Annotated in this window: 15 protein-coding genes; 9 read left to right on the forward strand and 6 right to left on the reverse strand. The window is 42.5% G+C overall.

Annotated features, from left to right (window positions below):
- Positions 1-69: 69 nt before the first annotated feature.
- From CH373_RS13775 to CH373_RS13785, 3 genes are read right to left on the reverse strand one after another with little or no spacing between them, the layout of a single operon-like run.
- Positions 70-1,182: a 5-(carboxyamino)imidazole ribonucleotide synthase gene (locus CH373_RS13775; RefSeq protein ID WP_100714235.1), complete on the reverse strand. Its 1,113-nt coding sequence runs from the start codon at positions 1,180-1,182 to the stop codon at positions 70-72.
- A gap of 2 nt (positions 1,183-1,184) precedes the next feature.
- Positions 1,185-1,673, reverse strand: coding sequence for a 5-(carboxyamino)imidazole ribonucleotide mutase (gene purE / locus CH373_RS13780; RefSeq protein WP_100714236.1), 489 nt, complete (start codon positions 1,671-1,673; stop codon positions 1,185-1,187).
- 43 nt (positions 1,674-1,716) lie between these two features.
- Positions 1,717-3,147 (reverse strand): UDP-N-acetylmuramoyl-tripeptide--D-alanyl-D-alanine ligase, encoded by a 1,431-nt coding sequence (locus CH373_RS13785; protein WP_100714163.1) that lies wholly within the window; start codon positions 3,145-3,147, stop codon positions 1,717-1,719.
- 98 nt (positions 3,148-3,245) lie between these two features.
- Between CH373_RS13785 and CH373_RS13790 the strand changes: the two genes are divergently transcribed.
- The 5 genes from CH373_RS13790 to CH373_RS13810 are packed head-to-tail and all read left to right on the forward strand — an operon-like array spanning position 3,246 to position 8,191.
- On the forward strand, positions 3,246-4,298 hold the full coding sequence (locus tag CH373_RS13790; RefSeq protein ID WP_100714237.1) for a Gfo/Idh/MocA family protein: 1,053 nt from the start codon (positions 3,246-3,248) through the stop codon (positions 4,296-4,298).
- A 9-nt stretch (positions 4,299-4,307) separates the two neighbouring features.
- Positions 4,308-6,014, forward strand: coding sequence for an ABC1 kinase family protein (locus CH373_RS13795; protein ID WP_100714164.1), 1,707 nt, complete (start codon positions 4,308-4,310; stop codon positions 6,012-6,014).
- On the forward strand, positions 6,011-6,574 hold the full coding sequence (locus CH373_RS13800) for a lipoprotein signal peptidase (RefSeq protein WP_100714165.1): 564 nt from the start codon (positions 6,011-6,013) through the stop codon (positions 6,572-6,574). The genes CH373_RS13795 and CH373_RS13800 overlap by 4 nt, the downstream gene beginning before the upstream one ends.
- Entirely contained in the window at positions 6,571-7,098 is a 528-nt protein-coding gene (locus CH373_RS13805) for a cyclic nucleotide-binding domain-containing protein (RefSeq protein ID WP_100714166.1), read from the forward strand. The genes CH373_RS13800 and CH373_RS13805 overlap by 4 nt, the downstream gene beginning before the upstream one ends.
- Complete coding sequence (locus CH373_RS13810; RefSeq protein ID WP_100714167.1) at positions 7,091-8,191, forward strand: AI-2E family transporter; 1,101 nt, start codon at positions 7,091-7,093, stop codon at positions 8,189-8,191. The genes CH373_RS13805 and CH373_RS13810 overlap by 8 nt, the downstream gene beginning before the upstream one ends.
- A gap of 187 nt (positions 8,192-8,378) precedes the next feature.
- On the opposite strand, the gene CH373_RS13815 is transcribed toward CH373_RS13810, so the two are convergent.
- Together CH373_RS13815 and CH373_RS13820 are read right to left on the reverse strand one after the other, a co-directional pair.
- Positions 8,379-9,095 (reverse strand): carbon-nitrogen hydrolase family protein, encoded by a 717-nt coding sequence (locus tag CH373_RS13815; protein ID WP_100714168.1) that lies wholly within the window; start codon positions 9,093-9,095, stop codon positions 8,379-8,381.
- A 17-nt stretch (positions 9,096-9,112) separates the two neighbouring features.
- On the reverse strand, positions 9,113-10,939 hold the full coding sequence (locus CH373_RS13820; protein WP_100714238.1) for a hypothetical protein: 1,827 nt from the start codon (positions 10,937-10,939) through the stop codon (positions 9,113-9,115).
- Between the two features lie 115 nt (positions 10,940-11,054).
- On the opposite strand from CH373_RS13820, the gene CH373_RS13825 reads away from it, so the two are divergent.
- The 4 genes from CH373_RS13825 to mazF all read left to right on the forward strand — a co-directional run bounded on the left by CH373_RS13825 (position 11,055) and on the right by mazF (position 12,940).
- Positions 11,055-11,417, forward strand: a complete 363-nt coding sequence (locus CH373_RS13825) for an STAS domain-containing protein (RefSeq protein ID WP_100714169.1) — start codon at positions 11,055-11,057, stop codon at positions 11,415-11,417.
- Positions 11,418-11,455: 38 nt separating this feature from the next.
- The gene (locus CH373_RS13830; RefSeq protein ID WP_423789788.1) at positions 11,456-12,235 is read left to right on the forward strand and encodes an LA_1326/LA_4305 family lipoprotein; all 780 of its coding nucleotides are present in this window, start codon (positions 11,456-11,458) and stop codon (positions 12,233-12,235) included.
- Between the two features lie 133 nt (positions 12,236-12,368).
- Positions 12,369-12,605, forward strand: coding sequence for an AbrB/MazE/SpoVT family DNA-binding domain-containing protein (locus CH373_RS13835; protein ID WP_100714170.1), 237 nt, complete (start codon positions 12,369-12,371; stop codon positions 12,603-12,605).
- Entirely contained in the window at positions 12,599-12,940 is a 342-nt protein-coding gene (gene mazF, locus CH373_RS13840) for an endoribonuclease MazF (protein WP_100714171.1), read from the forward strand. The genes CH373_RS13835 and mazF overlap by 7 nt, the downstream gene beginning before the upstream one ends.
- Positions 12,941-12,992: 52 nt before the next feature.
- Here mazF and ileS read toward each other — a convergent pair whose 3' ends face one another.
- Complete coding sequence (gene ileS, locus CH373_RS13845) at positions 12,993-15,749, reverse strand: isoleucine--tRNA ligase (RefSeq protein ID WP_100714172.1); 2,757 nt, start codon at positions 15,747-15,749, stop codon at positions 12,993-12,995.
- Positions 15,750-15,752 lie beyond the last annotated feature (3 nt).

Here is a 15,752-nt window from a genome sequence, read left to right on the forward strand (position 1 = left end):
AGGAGACATATTCTATTTTCTTTAAGCTGCTTAAGCAAAGGATATTATGACGCATTTAGATCTCGTAGATTAGGAAAAAGCCGATTCTGGATTTTCTCCTACGTAATTCCAGTGCCCCATTTTTCTTCCTTCTCTGGCTTCGGACTTCCCGTATAAATGAAGAGAATATCTAGAATCTGATAGATATTTTTTCCAAAGATCAGACCCCGGTTGATAATCATTTCCTAATATATTTTTCATTGAAGATGGGCGAGTTACGATGGATTTAGGCAGCGGAGTCCCGGTTAAAATTCGAAGTTGCAGTTCGAACTGAGAAATCTCAGCTGCATTTTGCGAAAAGTGACCGGAGTTATGCGGTCTTGGTGCAAATTCGTTTAATAAAATGGAATCTTCCAAAATAAAAAATTCCAACCCAAACACACCTACGTAGTTGATTCCTTCCGCTAACACAGTTGCTGCTTCCAGCATAGCCTTGTTTACTTTGGAAGTAAACCTTCCAGGATGAATCGTAGTATCCAAAATATGGTTCTTGTGAATGTTTTCCGACGGAGGGAAGCAAACAATCTTTCCCTCTTGAGATCTTGCTAGAATGACGGAGCCCTCTTTTTGAAAGTCTGCCCATTCTTCCAAGATAAGATCTAGTGGTTGCTGTCCGATGGTTCCTGCCCAGACTCTAAGTTCTTCTCTCGTTCTAAATTTTGTCTGACCCTTGCCGTCATAGCCGAAGGAAGCTGTCTTTAATACTGCGGGAAATTTTGCAATCTCGCCTGCTTTGATTGCTTCGGTTTTATTGGTAATCGGATAAAACGGAACGGTAGGGAGTCCCAATTGTTGAAAAGCATTCTTTTCACGGACTCTATGTTGGGAGATTCTTACGCATTCAGGGGATGGAAAAACCGGACATCCAGTCGCTTTTGAATAAGATTCTAATATTGTTAATTCAGGTCCTGGAATATTCTCAAATTCGAATGTAACCGCTTCCACCGAAGTTAAAAATCTGCGAAGCATATCCTCGTCTTCGTACGCTGCAATCGTTTCGTCAGCACCCACCTGGGAAGCAGGGCTATTTCTTTCCGGAGAATAGACACCAACTTTGTAACCCATTCGAATCGCTTCTTGAGCGAACATTCTGCCTAGTTGCCCGGAGCCCATGACTCCTAATTTGGAGGGAGGAAGGATCATTTTCATATAAGATCTTTGTTTTTGGAGAGAGCCTCGTCTTTGATTCGTTCTCTATACTGGTCGAGTTTTTTGCCCAAGGATTCATCCTTCAGAGATAAGATACGAATCGCAAGGAGTGCCGCATTCTTTGCCCCAGCCGGCCCAATTGCAAGAGTTCCCACGGGAATTCCACCAGGCATTTGAACGATTGAGAGCAAGCTATCTAGTCCGTTCAGCTGTGAGCTTTTGATCGGAACACCTAACACTGGTAAGCTGGAAAGAGAGGCGACCATCCCGGGTAAGTGCGCGGCCCCCCCGGCACCGGCAATCAATACCTCAAAACCTTTTGATCTTGCCGTTTTTGAGAATTCCATCATGAGCTCGGGAGATCTGTGGGCGGAAACGATCTCCTTGTGATAAGAAACTCCGAACTCTTCCAAAATGAGTACTGCTTCCTTCATTGTTTCCCAGTCGGAATGACTACCCATAATAACCGCTACTTTAGGTGGCACGCTTGCATGCTCTTTTAGCATTTCAATTCCTGCAAGCCGGAAACTAACCAGCTTGTTCTTCGCTTTCTGATTCGGATATGCTCGAGATAGACTCGACGAAGCGTTCCAATTTCATGCCTCTGGATGCCTTTGCAAGAATGTAGGAACCTTGGGGAACAAGTTTGCGAACGGATGCCAAGAGCGGAGATAAGCCAGAATCATCCCCGGTAAAACTCATACAGATTTTAGAGTCGATACTTTTCTTTTGAAATGCATGCGCGATGTGTTCTGCTTCTTGGCCAAATGTAAATAGGCCTTTGCAATTCCGAATCGAAGCGGCGTATTTTCCTACGTCCGAATGCAACTTCTTAGAGAAGGCCCCGACTTCCTTGATATCTCCTAAGACTGCGTAAAATCCGTCTTGTCCAGATAACTGGGAGCAGGCTTCTAAAGAGGAAATCATCGATTCTCGATTCGCATTATACGTGTCGTTTAATATTTTGTAGTTCCCTTCTTGAAGGACCAATCTCTTCTCACTGGCTTTAAATTCCAGAATTCCATTCCGAATCCACTCTGTCGGTACTCCCAAATCCTCGAGCGCAGCGATACACAAAGAAAGATTCTCCAGTATTTTGAATCCTGGAAGGTTCCAGGAAATTTCCAGGCCCTGGTAATTTAATTCAAATCCATCATTTCTCTTTTGAGAAATTTGAAAGTAAGAAGTCGGTTCTATGAACTTGATTTCGATCGAGGATTTCCTCGCTTTTTTAAAAAGTACTTTTTTAAAGATTCCTGATTTAGGATAATATAATGTTCCCGATTTTCTTATTCCTTCCAGGATTTCGGCCTTGGCCTTTGCGATATCCTTGGGGTTGCGAAAGAATTCTATATGAGCCGAACCTATATTCGTAATGATCGCGATATCCGGTTTTGCGATTCTTGTTAATCTTGCGATCTCTCCTTTGTGATTCATTCCCATTTCGCAAATAACAAAACGAGTTTCCGAATCGATCCGAAAAAGAGTAAAAGGCAGCCCGATTTCATTGTTATAATTTTTTTCCGTTACAACAAGTGTGTTTCCCAAGCTGGAAAGACAGGAGGAAAGAATCTCTTTCGTAGTTGTTTTTCCACTCGAACCAGTCACGGCGATTAAAGTCGGCTTGAATCTGGACCTGTGGTATTCGGCCAATTTTCCTAGAGCAACTAACGTATCTGATACGATGATCGCCTTTCTAAGGCTCAGAGTATCCAGTTGGTCTAGGATTTTATGGTTGGACTCTACTAAAAAATAGGAGGCGCCTTTAGAAAGTGCGTCGAGTATGAAATCGTGTCCGTCCCTATTTCCGTGTAATGGAACAAATAGTGTACCCGGAGTAGTTTCCGCAGAAGAAGTGCTGATGAAGCGGATCGGTTCTTCTTTTTGAAAAGTGCTTTCGGAGCTCGAGCCTAAGACCTTTCGAATCGTTTCTGGATCATACTGAAAATTAGCCAGCATACAAGTCTAGATTCCAGAAGCATTCCGGATCAGGAAGTATCTTTTTGTAAAAATCGTCTTGTATGTTGCACAGGTTCGGGGAATCTTCAGCTCTTCCTATGAAAAAGACAGGGGCGATACTTTTGGGTTTGGGCAGGATCGCTTCTATTCTCGAAAAGGATCCTTACCGTCAGAAGCCCTGTACTCACGCAGGTGTTTTGCTTTCGGATTGGGGAAAAAGGAATTTTACTCTCAACTGCGGATTTGACCCGAACTTGGAAAAAAGAGAAGGCTTCGCAAAACAATGGGGATTTTCCGAATCGAAGCTTTATTCCATTTTAGAAAAAGAGAACCTGGCAGATTCAACGCCTGACTTGGCGATCATCGCGACTCCTTCCGAATCGCATTTTGATCATGCGCTTTGGGCGATCAAATCCGGGATTTCTAATTTGTTAATAGAAAAGCCTATCTGTGATTCCTTGGATAAGGTTAAGAAATTGAAAGAGCTTGTTGAAAAACATTCCGTGAAAGTCTGGGTGAATCATGAAAGAAGGTTTCATCCGAAATACCAATGGGCAAAGAGAATTCTGGACTCCGGAAAATACGGCAAGATTCGAACGATTCGCGCTTCGGTTTTAACAAGTGCGCTTGCGCCCGGGAGGGCTTATACAGGAAAGGTCGGGCCATTATTTCACGACGGTACTCATGCTTTGGATTTAGTACATTGGTTAGTCGGGATGCCGGATCAGATTACATCTACGATTCGAAAACGTAAATCGTTACCCATCGAAGATTCTGTGACTGCAATTTTGGAGTACAAAAACGGGCAAACCGTGTTTTTGGAGGTCGGTGGAAGTAGGAGGTACTTCCAGTTCGAACTAGACATCATGACAGAAAGTGCCAGAATCATACTTTCCAATGACGGATTTCAATTTTTCAAAAGTCTACCTTCTAAAAAATACAAAGGATTTAATAGTTTGACGGAAGCTCCGTTTCCAGAAAAATCTTCCCTCGGATCGAACCCTTTTCGGAACCTTTATTCGGAAATCCGAAGTGTTTTAACCGGCAAATCAGATACGATTACCGGAAGCTTTTACGACAATCTGGAGATCATGGAACTCCTAAATCGGATTAAAGTAAAAGCCAAGATTCAAATCGTTTCCGAAACTTAAAGGTTCTGTATGACGAAAAGCCAAAGTAAGAGCGGAAACCAGAGCGCCTTGCCGACTTACTCTACAAGAGGAAGATATTATAGAGGGAATTGGTTTCTCTGGAAAAAAATTTTTCAGTTATTTTGGTACTTTCGATTTAAAAAGGTATTCAGCCCTTTGTATCGTTCCCAAGAAAAAGAAAACGAATTTTTCCAAACCTTAGGAAAAGAATGTAGAGACTTTTTTTTGAAAATGGGCGGGGTCTATATCAAGCTCGGCCAGTACCTCGCAAGTCTATCGCATTTATTTCCGGAAAGCTTTACCGATCCGTTGCAGGACTTGCAAGACAGAGTTCCTCCTCATCCTTTTTCAGAAATAAGGGAAAGGTTTCGAAAGGAATTTGAGAAAGACATAGTAGAAGTATTTCCTGATATTTCCGAGACTCCACTTGCCTCGGCTTCCATTGCACAAGTTCATACAGCGACATTCAAGGGTGAAAAAATCGCGATCAAGATTTTGTATCCCGGAATAGAAGAGGTGATCTCGAAAGATTTGAAGGCGATTCGCACCTTCTTAAAAAGAATCAATCGTTTGCTGGTAAGTTTCGATTACAGACTTGTACATAAGGAAATCGCAAAGTTAGTCGGAAGGGAAATCGACTTAAGGATAGAAGCCGAGTCTATGGAAAGGATGGCTCGCTATTTTTCGGAAGAACCGGATTACATATTTCCACGAATCTACAAAGAGTGGGCCGGCAAAAGCGTGTTAGTTGCTCAATTTATCGAGGGAGTCAGAATCACACAAGCACATGCTTTGACCAAGGGCCAAGCCAAATCTAGAGCAGTGGATCTTTTGATCCGAGCCTATGTCCTAATGGTTTTCGAATTTAGATTCTACCACGCGGACCCTCACCCGGGTAATTTGATTTATACTCCCGATGAAAAACTTTGTCTGATCGATTTTGGTGCCGTAGGAGAAATTCCCCCTAGCCAGGCTCTGACTCTTCGCAAAATCTTTTTGTGTGCGATGTCAAAGGATTATGGCGGAGTAGTAGAAGGATTGGATGAACTCGGACTGCTTTCTCGAAAGGCTGACAGAGATAAACTGGAAGAGGTGGTCCGGTATTCTCTAGAGAAACTTGCAAGATTCTTAAACGATACAGATTCCTTCCGAAATTTGAAATTCGATCAGATACACACTCCTGAGGATTTGAAGTTTTTGAAAGAGATCAACTCTAGCTTGAGGGAACTCTTTAGAATGGTCCAGCTCCCGGTGACTCTGATCCCTTTAGAAAGAGTATTAGGACTCTTGGTCGGAATTACCGCCACCTTGGATCCTTATAGGACCGTTTTGGAATACGGAGAAAAACCTTTCAAAGGACTAGTTCTGCAAGGAGAGAACAGCTGGGAAAAGGTATTAGTTCAAGAAGGTGGAATTTGGGGTCAGGCGGTTTCCATTCCAGGAGAATTATTACAGGCTATTAAGAGTATCAATCGAGGAAAGCAATCCTACCGCCAGCCGGACTTGGAGGCACACAGCAGAAAGATGTATGCTTTAGGTCACCAAGCTTTATCCGCGATTTTTGTTTTGTTTGGAATCTATTATGGAACAGACCGATGGGATCGCGGAGAGGAGACTTCAGCCTGGATAGGTTTTGGTAGCTCGATTTTCTTCGGAATCCTCCTTGCTCTCTCCGTACTTAAAAATAAACTCAGCTCAAAAAGGAACAACCCTTGAAATTCTTTGAGAAGAAATTTTTAGAAGTATACCCGCCTCTATTCATCCTTTCCGTCGTAATCGGAACTATCATAGATTTAGCCACTAAATACATTGCGATTGTTTACTTACAGCCTCATAGACCGGTCCAGTTGATCGGAGATTTTTTCCGCTTAACCCTGACTTTCAATACTGGTTATGTGATGGGGTTTTTCCAAGGCAATCCTAGGTCATCTTTGATCATGACTGGGATCGCGATCGTAGTATTAATCGGATATCGTTGGAAGAATCCGAATTTAGGTCATCCCATCGGTTGGGGACTCGTGATGTCAGGTGCGTTCGGAAACTTTATCGATAAGTTTTTTGTAAAAAACATAGGCTCCGGAGCCGAATTCGGATTCTATGAAAATCAATTCGCAGGAAAGTTTATCGGAGTCGTGGACTTTTTGGATTTCGACTGGCCGAACTGGTTGTTCTACGATCGTTGGCCTGCTTTTAATTTTGCCGATTCCTGCGTGAGCGTCGGCCTAGTGTTGTTAATACTTACGATGAAGCTGGAAGAGGAAGGTAAGAAGGCTTGAACCCGTTGCAACTGCCAATCTGGAAAAAGCTCTTTAAGCAGAAGGATACTTCGAATCGGGAGATCATTCAGTTCCTAAGGGAGACAGCCGTTTTTGGTAAGTTAAAGAGACGTGCGTTAAACGAAATCGCTAGACTCGTTCACGTTCGTGAATACCAAGAAGGTGAGGAAATTTTCAGACAGGGAGAAGCAGGCGCCGGATTTTACATGATTTATGAGGGCAAGGTGACCATTCGCTCGGTTCGAGATGGAATCGAACTGGATCTTGCTCATCTAGACGAGCATTCTTTTTTTGGAGAGCTTTCTCTGTTTTCCGAAGAAAGGAGAACAGCTACTGCGATCGCAATGGAGCATTCTCGTCTCTTGGGTTTTTTTCAGCCGGATCTAAAGGAAATCATCGAAACAAAACCTAAGATAGGAATTGAAATCGTGATGAGTCTTTCAAGCGTAGTGGTAGAGCGTCTTCAGAAAACGAATCAGCTTTTGGAAAAGGCTTACTATAAAGGTCGTCAAAGAAATGCCTGATGCTCACCAAAAAGCTCTATCGAACTACGTAATCCGTATCCTTTTTTTTCTATTAGTTGGAGCAGCGATTCTTTTCTTTTTCCTCGGGTTGAAGTTACTGATCGTCCCAATTTCGCTTTCATTAATTTTATTTTATATATTTAACAGCGGCATCAACTATTTCGAAAGTTTGGGAGTTCCTAGAATCGCATCAGTGTCAGTTCTGATGATTCTGACTAGTATTCCAATTTATTTAATCATTTCAGAAGTAGCTCCGCCCATCGTTTCCACTTTGGAACCTTTATTAAAAAATTGGAAACAAGATATGGACGAGGCTAGGTTCAAATATTTAGTCGTCGGGTTCAAACTACAGTTCAACGATTTCCCAGCGAGTTGGGAGGAAACTCTTCGACCTGAAGAATTGGTGAAGTCTGCTGCGGATATGGTCCACAATGAAGTCAAAGGACTCGTCTCTGTTATTCCTACGCTGATCGGATATTTGATCGTGACTCCTCTGTTCGCTTTTTTATTTCTGTTAAATGGAAATGGAGTGTACAAAAACCTTGTCAGTCTGGTTCCGAATCGTTACTTCGAAATGACGTTGATGGTAACTTCAAGAATCAATGAACAGATTACGAATTACTTGAGAAGTCTCGTGATCCAAGGTGCTATCATCGGAGCAGTCTCGATGATAGGATTTTATATTATCGGATTAAAATACTTTTATATCTTTGCGTTGTTTGTTGGAATCGCAAACTCAATTCCGTATCTTGGACCAATCATAGGCATGGTTCCTCCCTTGTTCATGACCTTGACCCAAGGCGCGAATATTTTTCACAGCAATGCATTAAACAGTGGAATGGGACTCTACGAATTTATGGGAGCCATCCTGATCGTGATCTTGATTGCGCAGGCTGTGGATAATTTTTTCGTTCAACCAGTGATTATTTCGGATGCTGTTTCGCTCCATCCAATCATTGTAGTAGGTGCGGTTACGGTTGGGGGAAGTCTGCTCGGAATTGCGGGAATGCTAGTTGCGGTTCCTATTGCCGCGGTTCTGAAGGTCACGATTCAGACTTTATATCATTCGATGAAGGATCACAAGCTCCTGTAATTCTGGACTTTTTGTTCCCAATTTTGCTTGTTTCATGTAATTTTCGAAAAGGGCCCCGCCCTTTTCTGGGTGGGGGGATGGTGGTGGGCACCGCGCCTTGTGAAAATTCCACTACCAGTTTTGATCATTTTTTGCAATCCGAATTTTAGTGGAAGGCTTCTGTAGGAGCTCCTACAGCAAATATGTTCTAAAACAGACCGTTAATTCCGTTGATATTTACGGTTTTAATAATTTCCTTTTCCTTTTCGTTTTCCGCTACTTTCCAGGTTACTCCTGTGGGAGTGGAGAGAAGGCTTCTGCCAATTCTCTTTTTTCCAAAGACCGATCCGAATCCCGAAGACCTTAGTAAGAACAGTCCATACTTGGATGAAATTTCGGAATACTTCTTTAGATCATCCGAGTAGTCGATTCCATTGTCGGATAAGCAGTCGATATGAAAGGCAAGGTTGACATTTTCAGATTTGAGTCGATTCAGCCTCTCGCCATCTTCTAGTTCTTTGCCGGCGAATAATCCGAAACGATAGCCGCCCAGAATTAGAACATTTTCTCCGCTTCCTGGCTTGGCAGGCTGATCTTCCGGACTCAGATCCTTTACGTCATACCAATCAACTAAGACTACATTTTGGACAATCGGAACAGAAATTCGTAATGCACCTTCATCATCTTTTCTGAACATGCATCCGCCGACAATCACTCCCTTGTAAACTTCGGAGATTGCGAGCAATTCATCAAGAAGACCTTTGGATCTAGAAGCCAAGGATTCCGGTGAACCTGTTCCTCCTCCCGGAAAATACATGGGAAGTAGCAAAAAGTCGGATTTTTCTTTCGAAAGCTTGGATCTTTGATCGGAGCTAACAGGCTGTGGAATATCTTTCTGAAATAGTGTGATCTTGACAGAGGCCACTCGATACCTTCGGAGTCTTAAATTTCGTCGGACAGAATAGAAGGATCTACGCCAAAAGAATCGTCTGAAGATTCGCCAGAAGAAAGACTCGGTTCCGCCATTTCGGGTCCGGGTGCGTTCGCAGGTTTAATGCCAAACTCTTTTTCCATTTCTTCGGCACTGAGCTCAGGCACTCCTCCAAATAGATCTCCGTTTTCCAGTCTTTCTGAAAACGCTAGCGAAAAGCAATAGGCTTCCATAATACACTGTTTGATTGGTTTTTTGTTTAGACGTTTTTTGGCTTCGACTAAATCGAAACTCATCGTGGCGTCCATATTGGCCACTACCTCGCGCTTTCCCTTCATGTCCGCAATTAATTTGGAAAGTAGCTCGGAAGTTTTCTGGATAAAATCCTTTGCTGTCACTCGAACGTTTCTAGATTGTTGACTCTTTTTCGTTTCTAAGGCAGAAGTTTTCTTAGAAGCCTCGATATAGTTTGCGCCCGGATTCTTTAGGTGGTTCGACAATTCATTGTAATATTGGTCATAAATTCTGAATTGTTCCTGAATTCCTCTGGTAGTCTCATAAAGATCCAAGAGCTTTTCTCGAAAATCCATTTTGGCACCGTTCAGAATTGTCGGTTTCAAATCGATTTTTTTGGTGGTCATTACGAAAGAATACTCTTCGTCAAACTCTCTGAAAAATAGCCAGGCCAAGAGAGCTTTGTCCGCAGCCGGAATAGAATCGTGGTCTCCCCTTGGATCGTGCTTTTTACGAAGTTGATCCAAAGTCTGCATTCTCATGAGCTTCAAGCCATACTTCAGTTCTTTAGAAAGATTTTCTTCTGGATCTATCGGCTGCTCTTCAGTTACCTCTTCGGTTTCTTCCTCTTCGTCTATGTGCTCGCCGCCGGAGATTTCGTTCAATTCTTCTCCAGATTTTCGTTGACCAAGCTTTTCTTCGGGAAGAATTCCCAAGATACTTTCCATCACGGAGCTCAATAGCGGGATATTCTTATCTTCGCAGCGAAGAATAGCTAAATAAAGTTTATCGAATACTGTTCCGTAGAGTACATCAAATTCCTGTAATGCTCTTTTTCTCTTCGTGTTATAGACTGTAGAAGGTTTACCTTCCAGTTTCTCTAAAGCCTGGTATCCGAGAGTAACCGCCTTTACATAGGAACCTTGAAAAGGATATATATAATAAAGTTTTTTGAATAAAGAATAAAGCTGAGGTCTAATTCTATTAACGGCGACTGCCATGTCCGGAGCCGCATTGTGAGCCTCTAACATAAGTGTGAGCTCGGAATTATCATATACCTTATGCATGCGTCCCAGGAGCTCTATAAAAATTGGATTTTGGGAATCTAATTCTTTTGCGATTTTGGCAGCATAGGCCGGATTTCCGAGGAGATCATTCCCTACAAAATGCATTTCTAATATTGCTTTTTTTCCAGCCATATTCATTTCTGAAAGAAATCCTGGCAGTAGGTCGCTCGAAGAGAAAGAGGTTACTCGAGCGAGCCAGCATTTGAAACGGACTGCCATCCGGTTAAAGAAATTGCCCATTTCATTTTCGAGAGCTCTTCGATCTCGAACTGTGCTCGTTACTTGGCTTGGTTTGGGAGGTGGAGGAGTTTTTTGTTTGCTAGTCGGGCGAGAATCTTTTCCGCCTGCTTGGCTGCGAGCTCCTTGCCGAATCTGCGGTTGCTCTTTTTGTTTACGAACGGACTCTTCCCTTTTTTTCTCCTTATCTGAGACTACTTTTCCTCCGGCAGATTGAAATTTTTCAAACATCTCCTTTCTGGATTTATCATCCATATTATTGATCCCTGTGGATCGTTTAGTTTTATCAATTTCGGACATGCAACTGGATTCCTCGGAAACCGCTCTAAGTGTATCCTGAAGTCCGAACGGAAATAAATCAACCAAGATACTTATTTCTTGACATCATCCGGTTTCCGATGCCAGTTATTTTCCCATGATTCTTCGCAGCTTTTCCCGGGATAATCACCTGGTCCTTTCGGTCCAGGAAGATATCCTAATGGACAATTCCCGGGATTTTTACCTGGAGTTCGAAGAACAGGTAAAAGAGGGTTACCCGCACATTATCAGCTTCCACCTGGGCCATGTGAAATTTATAGATTCCTCCGGTATCGGAATTATCATAAAAGTCAGAAATCAGATACGCGAAAGAAACGGGATAGTGAATATCTTTGGATTAAATAAGTCTCTTCATTCAGTTTTTAGACTTTCCGGGTTGGACAGAATCGTAAATCTTTACACTATGGAGGAATTCGAGGAAAAATACCCCGGCTTTCACGATATTATTCGAGAAGAGTGAAACTGTTTTTCAACACCCTATTTCCAACCAATCAGATGATGCTAGTCCACTTAAATCCCCTTAAAAACAAAAATAGTAAGTTCTTTTTTTCGCGCCTAAACATCCTGTCCGTCAGAGGACTCTTCGTCATAGCACTGTTAATCGGTGTCTTTTTCGGATCTAATTGCTTTCCTTATTTTTGGAAGGATACCGTGTTCAGATCAGAGGGCATGGCTTTTTTTACGATCGATCCTGGTGACCTCGACGATTTCGAGGATATGACCCAGGTTCGAACTTTAGAGCACCCGATCGATTTGGATTCCGCAAGAGTGAAGGATCTATTTGGTAACCTAAGATATACAAAGCGATCCAGTGTTGGTTACTTTTCGGACTTTATATTTTCGGACCAAGAGATCGAGTTGCTAGCTCGCGATCTTCCTTTTGCACTCAAGGGTTTGCCGAAGGATAAACTATTGTTAGGAATCACGAAGTTCGACGATACGCAGTCAGTGATTTCTTTTGATGAATTGACTTCCTTTGTTGTTTGGGCAGCGGACGGAAAGCTCAACATTCTCTTCGGGAGAATCAAAAGGGAGATCGTGGACAGGGATACCGCCTTGTCTTTTTCCCGTTGGACCAAGATCGAAGAGATCCGGTTGGTGCATACTACCGATGGCTCCGAAGTTTTGGAGATGGAAAATTTAAGCTTTGGAAAAGTAGATGGAGTTCCTCAGAGAAAATGGGTGACTTTAGATCTCAAAGACGCGGGCAAGTTCAAGTTTATTCCTAGAAAGAAATATGGACCAGTGAAACTTACCGATGAGAACGATAGGCCCTAGGAAAATCGAGACCTAAGTTTTCGCGTTATCCTTAGTTTACGATGCTTTGTTCTAAGGTTTTTTCATCGGTTTTGCCTATAAAAATTCTGGACTTTCGTCTAAAAGTATATACAATGTATATATAGGTCACTCGATGGATTCAGTTGTACAGAAATGGGGAAATAGTCTAGGAATACGTATTCCGAAATCCTTGGCCACAGAATTAGAGTTAAACGACGGCTCTAGAGTCGATTTGCAGTACGAAGGCGATAAAATCGTTATTTATCCTTTAAAGAAAGTTTCTCTTGAGGAGAAACTTGCGAGAATCACAAAGAACAATCTTCACACAGAGTTGGATACTGGCACTTCTGTAGGAAATGAAGCCTGGTGAAAAAAGGGAAATATGTTCCCGAAAAAGGCGATCTAGTTTGGTTGGATTTTACTCCTCAAGCAGGTCATGAACAAAGAGGAAGAAGGCCAGCACTCGTGCTTTCCCCTAAAGAATATAACTTCAAAACAGGACTCGGCATTTTTTGCCCGGTTACAAGCAAAGTAAAAGGCTATCCGTTCGAAGTAGTCATTCAGTCCAAAAAAATAGACGGGGTAGTATTGTCCGATCAAATCAAAAGTCTGGATTGGACAATTCGAAACGCAGAATTCATAGAGCCTGTCAATAAGTTCTCTTTAAAAGAAGTATTACAGAATATTAAACTGTTAGTCTTTTAACAATTTCAAAAATCCAGTGGCTTGATCTAGCAGTTCGCCTGCGGCTTCTAATTTACTTGATTGCTTCGGAGCAACGGATGCAAAGTTCTCTGATTCTTTCCTCTTTCGGATGTCTCCAGCAGCGAGGGCATTCTGAATCCAGAGGTTTCAACACTCGAATTTTGTAAGTATCATCCGAATATTCTGAGAGTTGCTCCCTTGCATCCGGATCGAAAGTCACTTGCGAAACTGTGAAGATAAGCTCCAAGTCAGCCTTCGCAAAACTCTTCAGAATGTTTGCGTTGGAAGATTTTGGAGTGAGTTCCAAAGCTCCTTCTAAAGATTTTCCGAGTTTTCCGGCTTGTCTTGCCATTTCCAAAGCTTTCTGGACTGACTCTCTGATCGAAAGCGCAGCGGAAAGTTTTTCCTCTAATTTTAAGTTTCTGTAATTGGAGAGGTTGGGGAAGTCCTCCAAGAATACTGAATTTGTCTTTCCGTTTTCTTTCCAAACCTCTTCTGAGGTAAAGCTTAGGATCGGAGCAGAATAGATGCACAGAGTTTCTAAGATGATTTGAAGTACAGTGCAGGAAGAACGACGAGTTTTGGAATCTCTTCTGTCGCAGTACATTCTATCCCGAATCATCTCGAAGTAGTCTTGGGAAAGTGTAACAGTGCAGAATAACAATAGCTTTTGGTACACTTGATGGAACTGATAGGTTTCGTAAAAATTCTTCAGCTCTTCGGTCAGTTTGGAAAGTTGAGATAGGTAATATGTATCGACTTCTTCTAGATCCTGGATTGGCAAATTTTGGTCTGAAGTATGGCCTGCAAGATTGCCCAATAAATACCGGAAAGTGTTTCGGATCTTACGATAGTTATCAGCGATGATCTTCATTCCATCTTTGCTGACTCTTACATCATCGCGAAAATCCTGGGAACTTACCCACAATCTTAGAATATCAGCTCCGTACACATCGATAATATCAGTGGTTGGATTGATTACGTTTCCTAGGGATTTAGACATTGCTCTGCCGTGGTCATCCAACACGTAACCGTGGGTGAGCACTGCTTTAAAAGGTGGAACTCCTCTCAATGCCATCGATGGCCATAGACTCGACTGAAACCATCCTCTATGTTGGTCGGAACCTTCTAAATAAAGGTCTGCAGGTGGCTCACCTTTTCTCTCGTCTAACACCGCAAAGTTGGAAACCCCCGAATCGAACCAGACGTCCAGAATATCATGTCCTTTTCTGAATTTGTCGGAACCGCATTTGGAACATTTTGCTCCAGAAGGTAGCAGCGCTTCGGCTGACTCTGAATACCAGATTTCTATCCCTTTTTCACGAACGATCCGAGTGAAATGCTTAATAGAATCTGAATTCAAAAATGTTTCATCGCAATTTTCGCAAATAAATGCAGGGATAGGAACTCCCCAATTTCTCTGTCGGGACAAACACCAGTCTGGTCTGCTTTCTACCATGGATCGAATTCTACTGAATCCCCAGCTAGGAATCCAAGTAACCTTGTCGATGGCAGCGAGGGAATTCTCTCTTAGGTTTTCAAAATCAATCTGAAAAAACCACTGCGGAGTCGCACGGAAGATCAAAGGCTTTTTGCTTCTCCAGCTGTGAGGATAGCTGTGCTCGATCTGACTCAGGTGAAGCAGAAATTCTTTTTCTTTTAGTAGTTCTATGATCTTTGGATTCGCATCCCAGACCTTGACTCCTTTCATGAGAGGGAATTCGTCTGTGAACTTTCCGTAATCGTTTACCGGAGAATAAGGTTCTAACCCATAAGCTAATCCGATCTTGTAGTCGTCCTGTCCATGTCCGGGAGCTGTGTGAACCGCGCCGGTGCCTGCGTCCAGCGTAACATGATCTCCAAACAAAGGAATAGAATCTTGCTCCAGAAATGGGTGTCGGAAAATCATCTGCTCAATCTCTTCTTTGCTTACAGAAGATTCTTTTTTGAGAGTCAAACCGGTCTCTTTTTCTACGGATTCTTTGAGTCCGTCAGCAATTAGAATAGATTCATTTCCGTTAACAGAATAAAAAGAATAACTGAATTGAGGATTGAAGCTGATTCCTTGGTTGGCAGGAAGTGTCCAAGGAGTAGTTGTCCAAATCAGTGCGAAATGTTTTGGCTTTCCTTGGATCGGGAATTTTACATAGATAGATGGAGAAGTATGAGGATAGTATTCGATTTCGGCTTCCGCGTGAGCAGTTGCTAGTTCGATGCACCAGTAGACCGGTTTTTTGCCGCGATACACATAACCTTTCGTAAACAGCTCGCCGAATACTTCAACGATCTTGGCTTCAAAATCCGGGCTCATGGTTTTATAGATCCGGTCTTTTTCCCAAAAGCATAAGAATCTTGTTAAGTCGGATCCTTGCTTTCCTACGAAATCTTCCGCGTATTCTCGGCAAAGTTTTCGCAATTCTTCTGGGCCTGTTTCTTTTACCTTCTTTCCAAGATTCTTGAGGACTTGCACTTCAATAGGAAGTCCGTGACAGTCCCATCCCGGAATCATATCCGCGTAAAAACCGGAAAGAGATTTGGATTTAATCACCATGTCTTTCAGGATTTTGTTAAGTGCATGTCCTGTATGAAAATTTCCGTTTGCGTAAGGAGGTCCATCATGGAGCACGAACACAGGTTTATTTTTTCGGTGTTCCTTCATCCTACGGAATAATTTTGTATCTTCCCATTCCTTGATCTGTGCCGGTTCGCGAGAGGAAAGCCCCGCCTTCATAGGAAAATTTGTATTAGGGAGTATTACGGTATCCGAATATGGATTTTTCTTTTCTTCTTCTTTGGTGGCTTCTTTCATTTC

The sequence above is a fragment of the Leptospira perolatii genome, assembly GCF_002811875.1.
GTDB classification, from domain to species: domain Bacteria; phylum Spirochaetota; class Leptospiria; order Leptospirales; family Leptospiraceae; genus Leptospira_B; species Leptospira_B perolatii.